Here is a 13,313-nt window from a genome sequence, read left to right as displayed (position 1 = left end):
GAAAGCCGGGTGCCGATCGCACCCATGGGCCCTGTGCAACAAAAAGCACAGGGGTAGGACAGGTGAAACCGGAGACATCCCGGCCTTCCCTGCACGATGGTTTTACGGTTTCCTTCGTGCTCTCCCCGGTGAGACCGGGCTTTTTTGCCACCGTCTTCGCAGGACGTTTCGCGTCTTGCGAAGAGACACCAGCCACTGGGGCGTCAGGACCACACGACTTCGCCGTCCGCTTCACACGCACTCGTCAGTTGCGCATTCCGCGTCCACCGCATCCCACACCACGTTCGTGACGATCGCGAGCCGCCCCTCATTCGGGTGGGACCGCGGAGTCATACACTGAGTTGTAATTCCGGAAAACCGAAATATTTTTACGCCGGGGGCTTGCGCCGTTGGGCAAATCAGTGGCAAGGCGCGCCGCGCCGTAGGGTGGGCAAAGCGAAACGTGCCCACCATTCCTGGCCGTGCCCTTGATGGTGGGCACGTCGCTACGCTCCTTTGCCCACCCTACGAAAACTGATCCCCAAATCGTCATTGCGAGCGAAGCGAAGCAATCCATGGCGCCGCAAGCGGAGATATGGATTGCTTCGTCGCTTCGCTCCTCGCAATGACAGGGGAAAGCCGGCTTGCAGGCCCTCAATGCACCGCCGCGTACAGGATCTTGTCCTGCGTCGCATCCGCGGCGTCGAATTCGGCGACGATGCGGCCGGTGCGGGCGACCAGGATGCGGTCGGAGACGGCGAGGATCTCCGGCAGATAGGACGAGATCACGACCACCGCCTTGCCCTCGTCCGCAAGCCTACGGATCTCGGCATGGATATGCGGGATGGTGCCGACGTCGACGCCGCGGGTCGGCTCGTCGAAGATGATGATCGAGGGATCCTGCACCAGCGTTTTCGCCAGCACCACCTTCTGCTGGTTGCCGCCCGACAGCTCGATGATCTTCGCTTTCCGCTGCAACGCGCTGATCTTGAGGCGCTCGACCCAGTAGTTTGCAAGCTTGCTGCGCCTGGCGCGCGACAGCAGGAAGCTCCAGCCGAGCCGCGTCGCGAGGCTGCCGATATAGACGTTGTCGTCGACCACCATGGTCTCGAAGAAGCCGTTGGCCTTGCGGTCCTCGGTGATGTATGCGATGCCGTCATTGATGGCCTGGCGCGGCACGCGGTAGCGGATCGGCTTTCCGCGGAGCCGGATGGTGCCGCCGTTGACGAGGTTGCGCTTCAGCGCACCATAGATCACCTTGGCGATCTCGGTGCGGCCCGAGCCGATCAGGCCGGCGATGCCGACCACCTCGCCGGCATAGACCGAGAACGACATGTTCTTGACCGCCATGCCCATGGTGACGTTCTCGACGGTCAGGACCTTCTCGCGGCGCTGGTGCGTCTTCTCCTTGCGGCCATAGACGGCCTGCGCCACCTCGCGGCCGACCATGTGCTGCACCAGCGCTTCACGGGTCAGTGTCTTGGCGGGCGCCGTGATAACCAATTTGCCGTCACGCAGTACGGTGATGCGGTCGGCGATCTGCAACGACTCTTCCAGCGCATGCGAGATGTAGATGATCGAGACGCCGCGGGCGCGCAGGTCGCGCACCAGATGAAAGAAGTGGACGATCTCCTCGGGGGTCAGGCTCGCGGTCGGCTCGTCGAAGATGATGATGCGCGCCTTGTTGTAGATCGCGCGCGCGATCTCGACCATCTGCTTCTTGGCGGTGCCGAGCAGTGCGACCGGCGTTGCGGGATCGACGTGGAAGTTGAGCGACTGCAGCAGCTGCTGGGCCTGGATGTTGAGCGTGCGGAAGCGCGTCAGCAGTTTCTCGTTGCCGAGCTCGATGTTCTGTGCCGCCGTCATGGTCGGCACCAGGCTGGTCTCCTGATAGACCATGCAGATGCCGGCGTTGAGCGCGTCGCGCGGCTGCTCGAAATCGGCAGGCTTGCCGTCGAGCAGATAGTCGCCGGAGGTGAGCCCAATCGCGCCGGCGATCGCCTTGCACAAGGTCGACTTGCCGGCGCCGTTCTCGCCGACCAGCGCATGGACCTCGCCGGGATAGAGATCAAAATTGACGCCCTCGATGGCGTGCACGCCGCCATAGATCTTGGAGCCGTTGACGATGCGCAGCACCGGTTCGCGGGCCGCGGCTTGATCAGTGGCGCTGGCAGTCGGGGCTGTCTGGACGACTCCGTCGTTCATCGCAGATCTCCGGTAGTGAGCAGCAAGCGGCCCGCGCCGCGGGCGGCGATCACGACGCCACTTTTTGTTGCGCAGGCCGCGGTGATGCCGTGGAAGCGGCCGCCGGCGCGGCTGTGCAGGCTGTCGGTCGCATCGCCCTCGGCATCGAGATGCACGAGCAGGCCATAGGAGCGCGGCGGCGCCCACGGCTTCTGGATGCCGAGCGCCTTCACCCCGCCAATCTGCATTGGCTCGAGGCAATCGCTGCCGCCGACAAGCGCCGGCGCCACCCAATGGTCCGGCGGCATCGTCGCCATCATCTCCTCGCGGAAATCGTCTTCCTTCAGCACGAACTCGATCAGATGGGTGCGGCGGGCGAAGATGCCGAGCAGAAAGCCGCCATGCCCGTCCGGATGCAGCCGCGCCGGGTAGCCCGGCATGTTGGCGGCGACGACCTCGCCTGCGCCGAGGCCGGTGCTCGTGAGTACAAACCGGTTCAGCCGGTGCGCCCAGCTCTCGGTCAGCCACAGGCCCTTGCCGTCGGCGGAGACGGCGACGCCATAAGGATATGCCAGGTCGCGCAGCAGCACCTGCGGATTGTCGAGGCCCGGCCCGCAGGTGACGAGGCGGCCGTTGGACCGCTTCTCCATGAGATCATGGCGCCAATCGCCGGGACGCCGGCCGGTGCTGCCTTCGACAGCATAGATGCGGCCATCGGGCGCGGCCGTCACCGACAAGAGCCCTGCGAACGCGCGGCCGTCGGCGGTTTCGAGCCAGTGCGGATCGGGTTTGGCCGGATCGATCGCCGCAAGGCCCCTGCCCGCGACGCAGACCAGCAAGCGACCGTCCGGATGCAGCGCCAGGCCACCGGCGTCATCCTCGAATTCGGCGACCAGCGTACGGGTCGAGAGATCACTGCGGGAGAGCTTGAGCACGCGCCGGCCGGCCGAGACATAGACGGTGCCGTCGCCGGCGGCGATCACGTCGTCGACGCCGGGCAGCGGCTCGCCGATCGGGACAGCGGTGTCGAGCCGGTCGTTGGGGCTTAGCGCGCCGTCGAGCGGCGGGATCGCGTTCTGGCCGCCGTCGCGGTCGACGACGCTTCTGATATCGCGCAACAGATGATCGAACAGGCCCATTACTTCGTCACCCTGCTCTTCGCGCCCCAATAGGCATCGTAGCCGGTCCAGCTTTCGTCGACGCCGTCGAGCTTGATGCGGCCGATCCGGTTGTTCTCGAGTCCGCCGAGATAGAGATAACCCTTGTGCTCGCGCATCGAGGTCAGGGTCGAATGCGAGATGCCGGTCGGGTCCCACCAGGACTCCAGCGCTTCGCCCTTTTCGTTGAACTTCAGCACGCAGCCATGGTTGAGCGCGGGCGCCAGCCACTCGTCGGTCGGCACCTGCTTGACCATGCGGAGCCGAAAGCCGGGCTTGCGCGCGGCGAGGTCGAAGGTCGGCGTGCGGATGCCGACCAGCGCCAGCCAGTAGGTGCCGTCGGAGGCGCGGTTGATGTTGTCGGGGTTACCCGGCAGCTCGTCCATCAGGATCTCGGTGCGGCCCTTGTTCGGGCCCTCGATCCAGTGGCGGAAGACCTTGCACAGCGAGGTCGAGGCAATCAGCACCGACTTGCCGTCATGCGAGACGCAGACCCCGTTCGGGAAATAGAAGTGGTTGATCACCGTGCGCGTGGTCTTGGTCGCGGGGTCGTAGCAGACCACGCGGCCGTTCGGCCGGCCCTCGAGGATGTCGAGGGTGTTGGTCGTCATCTCGTAGCGCGTGGTGCAGTCGCTGAAATAGATCTTGCCGTCGGGCGCGATGTCGAGGTCGTCGGCCATGCGCAGGCGGGAATCGTCGTTGAGCTTGTACCAGGTGCGGTTGGTCTCGTCGGTGACCTTGAAGATGCGGCCGTCGGGCGCGACGCCATAGACGCCCATGCCCGCGACCGCGACGATCAAATTCTCGTCGCGATCGAACTGCATGCCGAGCGGCCGGCCGCCGATATGGGCGAACACCTCGCGGGTCTCGAAATTCGGTCCTGAGAAGCGGATCACATTGCCGTCGCGGGTCGAGCCGTAGACGCGGCCCTGGCGATCAACGATGACGTCCTCCGGACCCTCGACCTGGTCGACGCCGATCGCCTGCGCGTTGATCAGGCGATCATTCTGCGCATAGGGCGAGGCCGCCCCCGGCTGCACCGACGGCGCCGACGCCAGCGGCACAAACGCTGGATTCACATAGATCTTCTGAATCGCCTTGCCGCGGTTCTTCGACCATTTGACGTCGATGCCGACGGCGGCGAGCAGGATCAAGCCCGTCACCGCCGAGGTGACGTAGCCCGGGATGCCCATGCGCACGAGGCCGTTGATGAGAAGGAAGATGATCAGCGCGCCGATCATCGCCCGCCATACCGTGCCCTTGCCGCCGGCGAGCGAAACGCCGCCGAGCACCACGGCGGTGAGCGCCTGGAATTCCCAGCCAACGCCCGTGGTCGAGTCAGTCGAAGCCTGCCGCGCGGCGTAGAAGATGCCGCTCGCTGCGCACAGCGTGCCCGACAGCACATAGGTCATGAACAGCATCAACCGGACGCGGATGCCGGCGTGGCGCGCCGCCTTGCGGCTCGCGCCGATCGCGGTGAGATGCCAGCCATAGCGCGAGCGCGACAGGAAGACGTGGCAGACCAAGAGCACTACGAACAGCGTTGCCGCATTGACGGGAATGCCGAGCACGCTGCCGCCGCCGATGAAGTCCCAGGCGTCGCTGTCGACCGAGTTGGTGGCGAACACCTGCGCGTAGGAGGTGTTCAGCAGATTGACCGAGGCGCGCAGGATGATCAGCGTCACCAGCGTGGTGAGGAACGGCCGCGTCTTGAGGAAGCCGATCAAAAAGCCGTTGATGCTGCCGAGCAGCGCGCCGACCAGAAGCGTCGCCGGCACGACGAGGCCGACCGGCCATTCGCGCACCAACAGGAAATAGAGCGCGGCGAAATTGCACAGCGCGAAGATCGCGCCGACGGAGAGGTCGATGCCGCCGGTGACGAGGCAGAAGCCCATCGCAAGCGCAACGAAGCCGAATTCGGCGAACAGTCTAAGCAGCGACACCGAGTTCTGCACCGAGGCGTAGTCCGGAATCGTGAGCGCGAAATAGGTCCACAGCCCGATCATCACGGTGAAGGGGACGACCGGCTCGAACCATTGCTTGAGCAGGAGCTCGGACAGCAAGAGCCGGGGTGAGAACCGCCGCACCGATGCGGCAAAGGAATCGATCGCCATCGACATCGCCAAGCACTCCCCGGAGCATTTGTCGGTTCTGATTGAATCAGAACCGAAGCTCCGGATTCTTGTTTTCACGCGTTTTCTTCACGCGAACCGGTACCCACTTCGCTCGAAAACGCTTTAGGTACAGCCGGCGCGGACGTGCCCGCGCCGGCTGCCGCGCCTTTGTTAGTTCTTCTTGGGCAGCGCGAAGCAGTTGGCGCCCGACGCGTTGCTCTTATCGAGCCAGCTCGGCCGCGTGTAATATTCGAGGTTGCGGGTGCCGGGCTTGTCGCCGGTCATCAGCAGGGTCTGCGCTGCCAGCATCAGATCGTGGCCCTGCTCGGTCGCCTTGTAGCTCAGGAACTTGTAGAAATTGCCCGAATTGACCTGGTCGCAATCGAGCTGCGAGCCCTCGCCGGAGGCGAACACCTTGACGTCGTCGATCTTGCCGGCGTTGCGGATCGCCTGCGCGGCGCCCGACTCCATGATGCCCCAGAAGCCGATCGAGGCGCAGAGATCCGGATGCTGCTGGATCACGGTCGCGGTGACGTTGAGCGCGGTGTTGGCGTCCCAGTTCGCCGCCTGGTTGGAGACCACCTTGATGTTGGAGTCCTTGTTGAGGACCTCCATGATGCCGCCGACCTGGTCGACGCTGGCGGCCGCGGTCAATTCGCCCTGCACGATCTGGATCTTGCCGGACTTGCCGGAACCGGTGCCGCAGACCTTGACCACTTCGGTCGCCAGCATCTTGCCGATCTCGCGCCAGTCGGCGCCGACAAAGGCGCCCGATTTGTAGTTCGAGGACATGTTGATCTGGATCACATGCGTGCCCTGGCTCTCGGCGCGCTTGAGATCCTTCATCAAGAGCGTGACGCTCGGGTTCTGCACGATCAGCACGTCGGGCTTCTGGTCGACCAGCGCGGTAAGCGCCTGCTGCATCGCCGAGGGATTGTTGTTGGGATCGCGGACGACGTACTTCATGCCGCGCCACTCGGCCTCCTCCTGGACCACGCGGCCCCACTCGTCGGACAGCGGCACGCCGAGCGCGATCGGCAGATAGGCGATGGTCTTGCCCTGCAGCGCCTTGTCGTAGGAGGCGCGCAGTTCACGCGCTGTCTTAGTGCCTTCTTCCTGCGCCGAGGCCACCAGGGGCAACGCGGCCAGCGTGAGGCCTCCGAGCAGGATCGTCCACAACTTCGTCGTCTTCATCGTCTCCTCCACAAAGATATTCTTTTGTTTGATTTTCTATTGCCGGCGCGTCAGTCGCCCTGCCGCGCAGTCTCCTCGTCGCGGGGATGCAGCCAGTTGTCGAGCACGATCGCCGCCAGCAGCACCACACCCTTGATGATGTTCTGCACCTCAGTGTTGACGTCCATGATGGTGAAGGCGTTGAGCAAGGTGCCGATCAGGACGCAGCCGACCACGACGCTGAACACGCTGCCGCGGCCGCCGATCAGGCTGATGCCGCCGATCACGACGACGAGCACGACATCGAAGATCATGGTGCCCTGCGTGATCGCCATCTGCATGCTGCCGGTTGTCCCGACCCAGACGAAGCCGGCGATCCAGGCGAGCACCGCGACCAGCACGTGCTCGAGCACGATCAGCGGCCGCAGCGCGACGCCGGACAGCCGCGCGGCCTCCGGATTGTCGCCCTGGGCGTAGATGAAGCGGCCGATCGAGGTGCGCGACAGGAACAGGTGCATCGCGATCGCGCAAACCGCGAATACGATGATCGGAACCGGGACGCCGAACAGGCGGCCGGCGCCGAGATACATCAGCCCCGGCGCATCCTTCGGCGCATAGACCACCCAGGCCGGCGCCAGCCAGAACGCCAGGCCATAGATCACGAAGCCCGCGGCCAGCGTCACGAACAGCGCCGGCGCCTCGACGAAAGCGACCATCACGCCGTTGATGGCGCCGATCAAAACCGCGATCGCAAGCGCGAGCAGCACGGCCGAAAACACCGGCATGCCGTTCTGCATTTCGATCAGCGCGATCGACCAGGAACCCGCCATGATCGCGACCTCGGAGAGGTCGATGCCGCGACTGATCACGATCAGCCCCATGCCGAGGCCGAGCACGCCGAGGATGGAAATACTCCGCAACAAATTCAAGAGATTGGAGACGGTGGCAAAGCCGTTCAGCGTGAGGCCGAACACGATCAGGAGCGCGACCGTGATCAGCAGCACGATCTGCTCCTGGCTGGGCTTGGCGAAGACCGAACTGCGAGCCGATGCCGCTGGGACAGCGAGTCCGCGAGAAGGCGATGGCCCGCTCATCATTTCCTCCAGATATTATTTTGCTTGAGACTTTAAGAGCGCGAATTAGTATTCGTCAAATGCATTCGACGGATACGGATCAATCAGATTCATGCATGTACGCGATATCGATCTGAACCTGTTCGTCGTGTTCGACGCGATCTATTCCGAGGGCGGCGTCAGCCGCGCCTGCTTCCGTCTCAACCTGACCCAGCCTGCCGTCAGCCACGCGCTCGGCCGCCTGCGTGTCATGTTCAACGATCCCCTGTTCGTGCGCCGCCACCATGTGATGACGCCGACGCCGCTGGCACGCCAGATCATCACCACCGTGCGCCAGGCGCTCAACGGGCTCGAGACCGCACTGACCCAGACCAACCGTTTCGATCCCGCCAGGACGCCGAAGCGGTTCGTGATCGGCCTACGCAACAATCTGGAGGCGCCGGTGCTGAGCGCGCTGGTCAACCGGATCAGCACCGCGGCGCCGCTGGTCGAGATCGCGACCGTGCGCTGCGAGCGCAACAATCTGGAGCGCGAGCTCGCCGCCGGCACGCTTGATGTCGCGATCGACACGCTGCTGCCGCTCTCGACCGAGGTGCGGCGCGAGCAGATCCTGACCGAGCGGATCGCGGTGTTCGCAAGGCGCGATCATCCCGAGCTCGGCGCGCGGCTCGACAAGAAGACATATCTGCGGATGGAGCATGTCTGCGTCACGTCGCGGCGCAGCGGGCTGTCGTTCGAGGACTTCCAGTTCCAGCGGCTCGGCATCAAGCGCAACGTCCGCCTGCAATGCCAGAATTTCACGACGGCCTGCCATGTCGTGAGCCGGAACAACATGCTGCTGACGGCATCCGAGAGCGCGGCGTCGCTGCTGGACCAGCCGGGATTGCTGCAGCAGTTCCCCTGCCCGTTCCCGATCAGCCCACACATCAATTATCTGTATTGGCATGCAACCGCCGAGAGCGACACCACCAACCAGTGGCTGCGCGAGCAGCTGCGGGCGGCCGCCTCGACGCTGGGGCCGAGGCATCTCGGACGCAGGAACGGCCGCACCGCGAAGCGTCGGCCGCCGATTCCGGCAAGCCTCGCCGCGGAATAGCGAGAGCGTTTTCGAGCGAAGTGGATACCGGTTCGCGTGAAGAAAACGCGTCAAAACAAGAATCTAGAGCTTCGGTTCTGATTCAGTCAGAACCGAAGCTCTGGCTCACATCCCGCTCAGGCCGCTGTCGACCGCGAGCGTCTGCGCGGCGACGTAGACGCTCTCGTCCGACATGAAAAACAGCACTGCGTAGGCAATCTCCCAGGCGGTGGCCTGGCGGCCGAAGGGAACGTGGCCCTTGCCGCGCGACGGGCGGCCGGCGCCGGCCTCGCGGCCGTTCGGCGTGTCGACGAGCCCGGGATAGACCAGATTGGCGCGGATGCCGCGCCGCGCGCCCAGATGCGCGATGTTGCGCATCAACCCGCCGAGCGCGGCCTTGGAGGAATCATAGACTGCCATCTGCGATCCCGCCTTCAGCGCCGCGATCGAGGAGATGAAGACGATCGAGCCGCCATTGTCGAACTTCGGCAGCGCTGCACGGCAGCACAGCATCGGGCCGCGGACGTTGACGTCGTAGATCCGGTTCCACTCCTCGGGCGTGAGGCTGTCGAGCCCGGTCTTGCCGAACGTGCCGATATTCAACACCATGCCGTCGAGCCCGCCCATGGTCTGGTGCGCCTCGTCGATCATCCTGACGACATCGGCTTCCGAGGTCACATCGGCCGCGATCGCGAACGCACGACCACCGTCGGCCGCGATGCGCGCCACCGTATCCTCGGCCGAGGCACGGTTGAGGTCGGCGACCGCGACATGCGCGCCCTCGCGCGCGAACAACAGGCTCATGGCACGGCCATTGCCGATCGGATCCGTCGCCGCATCAAACACACGCTGGCCGCCGCCGACCACCAGAATGCGGCGGCCATTGAGACGCCCCCTGCCCGGTGCGGCGCCTGACGACTCCGCGCTCAATGGACGAACATAACGCTCCGGCTTGTCGGGCGCGCTCTCCGACATCTCAACTGCTCCGCTTCTTGCCGCTGTCGAACACGGCCATGCCGGCCGCCGGGTCGAGATCGGTCTCGGTCGCCTCGGTGAGGCGCGCCATCATCATGTAGAAGCCGAGCGCGACGATCGCCTCGACGATCTCCTGATCACTGAAGTGCTTTCGCATACCGGCAAAGGCGGCGTCGCCGACCCGCACCTTCTCGACGACCTCGCGGCCGAACACGAGCAACGCCCGCTCGGCCTCGTTGAACGCGGTAGCACCATAGTCGGCTCGCTCTACCGCATCGATCTGCGCCTGCGTGACGCCGACGCCGAGCGCGATCGGCACGTGCTGGCGCCATTCATAGGTGCCGCCTTCGAGCTGTGCGGCCTGCAGGATCAACAGCTCGCGGTTGACGGCGGACAGCTTCTGCTTGTGCAGGATCGAATTGGCGAGCCGCATCAGCGGGATCGCATTGGCCTCGGCATGGGCCATCATGCGGAAGATGTTGAGCTTGACCGGCATGCGGTCGAACGCGGCGCGGATGTCTCCGCTTGTCGTCTCCGGATCAATCAGGGGCAGCCTTGCCACGCGTCTCTCCCTTTTTTCGTTGTTTCTTGTCGGACTGGTCTTCGTCCCATGCAGCGATCAGCGCCAGGAAGAAGGCAAGATAGCGGTCGATCGCCTCGATCACCTGCGGCCGCGGCGACGGCTGCGCGCCCATCACGTAGTGCTCGAGGCGGATATAGATCAGGCCCGCCGCGAACAGCCGCGCCGCCTCGCGCGGATCCGTGGTCGAGATCAGGCCGGCCAGCGCGAAGCCGCGGAAATAGTCGGTCATCAGGCTCTGCTCGCGCGCATAAAAGTGGTCGGCGAATTTCGCGCGGATGCCGGGCACGCGGTTGCGCTCGGCGGTGATCACCTTCTGGAACTGATGCTCGCGCGGATCGGACCATTGCCCGACGAGATCGAGCGCGAACTGGCGGCAGAACGCGGCCGGCTGCCGCGCGAGCTGCCGGTAGCGCGGCTCCTCCAACCGGTCGGCCGAGCTCGCCGGGCCATGTTCGCTGACAATCGCCTCGAGGATCGCGGCCTTGCCGGGAAAGTGATTGTAGAGGCTGCTTTCGCGGATGCCGACGCGGCGCGCCAGCTCGCGCATCGAGGCGCCGCCATAGCCCGATTGCGCAAACAGGCTGAGCGCCTCGGCGAGGATACGCTCGCGGGTGGAGGGCCCGGCCGCCTCGGCCGCGCTGGATGGGGACATCGCCATGCGCCTTGACTAACGAACGATCGTTCGCTAGTCAACCGTACGAACGATCGTTCGTCTGGCGATGATGGCGACGTCGAAGGCCGTATCCGGCGGCAGGCAAAGGTCTCGCGTTTCAACTCCGCTCCCGAAGAGGCGGAGAGCAATCTTGGGGAGTTCACGTCATGGCGCACTTCGTCCGCTCACACCTGCACGCGGCCTCGATCCTGCTGCCGCTGTTCGCCGCCGTCCCCTCCCTGGCGCAAGGCGCGAAATACGACCCCGGCGCCGACGACAAGACGATCAGGATCGGCACCACCGCGCCGCTCTCCGGCCCGGTCTCCGCCTTCGCGCAGATCGCGAAATCCGCGGAGGCCTATTTCCGCAAGGTGAACGACGACGGCGGCATCAACGGCCGGCGCATCCAGATGATCATTGCCGACGACGCCTACAGCCCGCCGAAGACGGTCGAGCAGACGCGGCGCCTCATCGAAAGCGACGAGGTGCTCCTGATCTTCGGCGGCGTCGGCACGCCGACCAACAGTGCCGTGCACAAATATCTCAACGACAAGAAGGTGCCGCAGCTCTTCCTCGGCTCGGGCGCGGCGAAATGGGACGATCCGAAGAACTTTCCGTGGACCGTCGGCTGGCAGCCGACCTATCGCGACGAGGCCCTCGCCTACGCCAAATACATCAAGGCAAGCCACGCGAATGCCAAGGTCGCGGTGCTCTACCAGAACGACGACCTCGGCAAGGATTATCTGAAGGCGCTGGAAGAAGGCCTTGGTGGCGGCGAAGCCATCGTCGCACGCGCGCCCTACGAGACGTCAGCACCGACCGTCGACACGCAGATCCTGCTCTTGAAGAGCAGCGGCGCCGACGTGGTGCTGGTCGCGGCGACGCCGAAATTCGCGGCACAGGCGATCCGCAGGATCGGCGAGATCGGCTGGAAGCCGACCACCATCATCTCCAATGTCTCGGCCTCGATCAGCGGCGTGCTCGAACCCGCCGGCAAGGACAATGCGACCGGCGTGATCTCCAGCCAGTATCTGAAGGACTCGACCGATCCGGCGCTGAAGGACGATGCCGGCTACAAGGAATGGGCCGCCTTCATGGACAAGTACCTGCCCGACGCCAACAAGAGCGACTGGCTCAATGTCTATGGCTACACCATCGCGCAGACGCTCGTGTCGGTGCTGAAGGCCGCCGGCAACGACCTCACCCGCGCCAACGTGATCAAGCAGGCGACCAGCCTGAAGGACGTGCGCCTGCCGATGCTGATCAACGGCACCGCCGTGAACAATTCGCCGGAGCGCTACACGCCGATGACGAGCCTCCAGCTCATTCGCTACGACGGCACGCGCTGGGTGCCGTTCGGCGACCTCATCAAGAACTGATCATCCGATGCGGCAGGTCAGGATCGGCAGCATGCGGATCGACCGCCTGGTCGAAATCCCCTCGCTTGCCTTCGACAAGACATGGTTGTTCGCCAACGTCACAGACGAGGTGATCGCGGCCAACCGGAGCTGGCTCGATCATCGCTACATCGAGCCGGAGACCGGCCGCTTCATCCTGAGCCACCACTCCTATCTGATCCGCACGCCGCGCTGGACCGCCATCGTCGACACCTGCTGCGGCAATCACAAGCAGCGGCCGCGGGTGCCGGCGTGGAATATGCTCAACCAGCCCTATCTGGAAAACATGGCTGCGCTCGGCGTGCGGCCCGAGGAAATCGACTTCGTGATGTGCACGCATCTGCACGTCGATCACGTCGGCTGGAACACCCGCCTGATCGACGGCCGCTGGGTGCCGACCTTTCCGAAGGCGCGCTATCTGATGGGGCGGACCGAGTTCGAGCACTGGGACGCCGCGCATAACGCGAATCCGAAGTCGCCGGTCAACCACGGCTCGTTTGCCGATTCCGTGCTGCCGGTGGTCGCGGCGGGACAGGCCGAGTTCGTCGAAACCGATCACCGCCTGTTCGACGACCGCGACGCCGGTTTGCGCTTTGCGCCGGCGCCGGGCCACACCGTCGGCAACATGCAAATCCACCTCAATGGTGGCAACGATCATGCGGTGATGTCGGGTGACGTGATCCACCACCCGATCCAGTGCGCCGCACCGTGGCTGTCGAACGCTGCCGATATCGATCCCGCCGCGGCGCTCGCAACGCGCGTCGCACTGCTCGAGGAGCTGGCGGACACGCCGAGCTACCTGCTGACCGGCCACTTCCCCGCCCCGACCGCAGGCCGCGTGGTCACCCATGGCGACGCGTTTCGATTCAGGTTCGAGGAGTAGGGCTGTACTCATCTGTGGACGCCCCGCGAGATGCAAGCGATTTTTGAGGAAGATCGGCACGTAGTCGG

At 64.8% G+C, this 13,313-nt stretch carries 11 protein-coding genes; 3 read left to right on the top strand and 8 right to left on the bottom strand.

Going from position 1 to position 13,313, the window contains the following annotated elements; all coding sequences use genetic code 11:
- Positions 1-633 precede the first annotated feature (633 nt).
- From ACFFWD_RS39590 to ACFFWD_RS39570, 5 genes are all read right to left on the bottom strand, one after another.
- Positions 634-2,184 (bottom strand): sugar ABC transporter ATP-binding protein, encoded by a 1,551-nt coding sequence (locus ACFFWD_RS39590; RefSeq protein ID WP_376974819.1) that lies wholly within the window; start codon positions 2,182-2,184, stop codon positions 634-636.
- Positions 2,181-3,302, bottom strand: a complete 1,122-nt coding sequence (locus tag ACFFWD_RS39585) for an SMP-30/gluconolactonase/LRE family protein (protein WP_376974818.1) — start codon at positions 3,300-3,302, stop codon at positions 2,181-2,183. Before ACFFWD_RS39585 ends, ACFFWD_RS39590 begins: the two co-directional genes overlap by 4 nt.
- Complete coding sequence (locus ACFFWD_RS39580) at positions 3,302-5,440, bottom strand: ABC transporter permease (RefSeq protein WP_376974817.1); 2,139 nt, start codon at positions 5,438-5,440, stop codon at positions 3,302-3,304. Before ACFFWD_RS39580 ends, ACFFWD_RS39585 begins: the two co-directional genes overlap by 1 nt.
- A gap of 165 nt (positions 5,441-5,605) precedes the next feature.
- On the bottom strand, positions 5,606-6,628 hold the full coding sequence (locus ACFFWD_RS39575) for a sugar ABC transporter substrate-binding protein (RefSeq protein ID WP_376974816.1): 1,023 nt from the start codon (positions 6,626-6,628) through the stop codon (positions 5,606-5,608).
- A 50-nt stretch (positions 6,629-6,678) separates the two neighbouring features.
- Positions 6,679-7,611, bottom strand: a complete 933-nt coding sequence (locus ACFFWD_RS39570; RefSeq protein ID WP_376974815.1) for an ABC transporter permease — start codon at positions 7,609-7,611, stop codon at positions 6,679-6,681.
- 181 nt (positions 7,612-7,792) lie between these two features.
- Here ACFFWD_RS39570 and ACFFWD_RS39565 point away from each other — a divergent pair, with 181 nt between their 5' ends.
- Positions 7,793-8,776 (top strand): LysR family transcriptional regulator, encoded by a 984-nt coding sequence (locus ACFFWD_RS39565; RefSeq protein WP_376974814.1) that lies wholly within the window; start codon positions 7,793-7,795, stop codon positions 8,774-8,776.
- Positions 8,777-8,881: 105 nt separating this feature from the next.
- Here ACFFWD_RS39565 and ACFFWD_RS39560 read toward each other — a convergent pair whose 3' ends face one another.
- The 3 genes from ACFFWD_RS39560 to ACFFWD_RS39550 are packed head-to-tail and all read right to left on the bottom strand — an operon-like array spanning position 8,882 to position 10,971.
- A complete protein-coding gene (locus ACFFWD_RS39560) occupies positions 8,882-9,730 on the bottom strand; it encodes an SDR family NAD(P)-dependent oxidoreductase (RefSeq protein ID WP_376974813.1) in 849 nt (282 codons plus the stop codon).
- A gap of 1 nt (position 9,731) precedes the next feature.
- Positions 9,732-10,292 (bottom strand): carboxymuconolactone decarboxylase family protein, encoded by a 561-nt coding sequence (locus ACFFWD_RS39555; protein ID WP_376974812.1) that lies wholly within the window; start codon positions 10,290-10,292, stop codon positions 9,732-9,734.
- Positions 10,270-10,971 carry a TetR/AcrR family transcriptional regulator gene (locus ACFFWD_RS39550; RefSeq protein WP_376974811.1) on the bottom strand — a complete coding sequence of 234 codons (702 nt, stop codon included), beginning with the start codon at positions 10,969-10,971 and terminating at the stop codon, positions 10,270-10,272. The genes ACFFWD_RS39555 and ACFFWD_RS39550 overlap by 23 nt, the downstream gene beginning before the upstream one ends.
- A gap of 161 nt (positions 10,972-11,132) precedes the next feature.
- On the opposite strand from ACFFWD_RS39550, the gene ACFFWD_RS39545 reads away from it, so the two are divergent.
- Entirely contained in the window at positions 11,133-12,344 is a 1,212-nt protein-coding gene (locus ACFFWD_RS39545; RefSeq protein WP_376974810.1) for an ABC transporter substrate-binding protein, read from the top strand.
- 31 nt (positions 12,345-12,375) lie between these two features.
- Complete coding sequence (locus ACFFWD_RS39540; RefSeq protein ID WP_376974809.1) at positions 12,376-13,245, top strand: MBL fold metallo-hydrolase; 870 nt, start codon at positions 12,376-12,378, stop codon at positions 13,243-13,245.
- Positions 13,246-13,313: the final 68 nt, after the last annotated feature.

It is taken from the genome of Bradyrhizobium erythrophlei (genome assembly GCF_042430365.1).
In the GTDB taxonomy this organism is placed as follows: Bacteria; Pseudomonadota; Alphaproteobacteria; order Rhizobiales; family Xanthobacteraceae; genus Bradyrhizobium; species Bradyrhizobium erythrophlei.
This window is presented reverse-complemented; position numbering and strand designations above follow the sequence as displayed.

What these genes read in the sequence shown, in the direction of transcription:
- ACFFWD_RS39580 (WP_376974817.1), bottom strand. Translation starts at nt 5,440, where the DNA reads ATGTCGATGGCGATCGATTCCTTTGCCGCATCGGTGCGGCGGTTCTCA.
- ACFFWD_RS39550 (WP_376974811.1), bottom strand. Translation starts at nt 10,971, where the DNA reads ATGGCGATGTCCCCATCCAGCGCGGCCGAGGCGGCCGGGCCCTCCACC.
- ACFFWD_RS39560 (WP_376974813.1), bottom strand. Translation starts at nt 9,730, where the DNA reads ATGTCGGAGAGCGCGCCCGACAAGCCGGAGCGTTATGTTCGTCCATTG.
- ACFFWD_RS39590 (WP_376974819.1), bottom strand. Translation starts at nt 2,184, where the DNA reads ATGAACGACGGAGTCGTCCAGACAGCCCCGACTGCCAGCGCCACTGAT.
- ACFFWD_RS39540 (WP_376974809.1), top strand. Translation starts at nt 12,376, where the DNA reads ATGCGGATCGACCGCCTGGTCGAAATCCCCTCGCTTGCCTTCGACAAG.
- ACFFWD_RS39575 (WP_376974816.1), bottom strand. Translation starts at nt 6,628, where the DNA reads ATGAAGACGACGAAGTTGTGGACGATCCTGCTCGGAGGCCTCACGCTG.
- ACFFWD_RS39585 (WP_376974818.1), bottom strand. Translation starts at nt 3,302, where the DNA reads ATGGGCCTGTTCGATCATCTGTTGCGCGATATCAGAAGCGTCGTCGAC.
- ACFFWD_RS39565 (WP_376974814.1), top strand. Translation starts at nt 7,793, where the DNA reads ATGCATGTACGCGATATCGATCTGAACCTGTTCGTCGTGTTCGACGCG.
- ACFFWD_RS39545 (WP_376974810.1), top strand. Translation starts at nt 11,133, where the DNA reads ATGGCGCACTTCGTCCGCTCACACCTGCACGCGGCCTCGATCCTGCTG.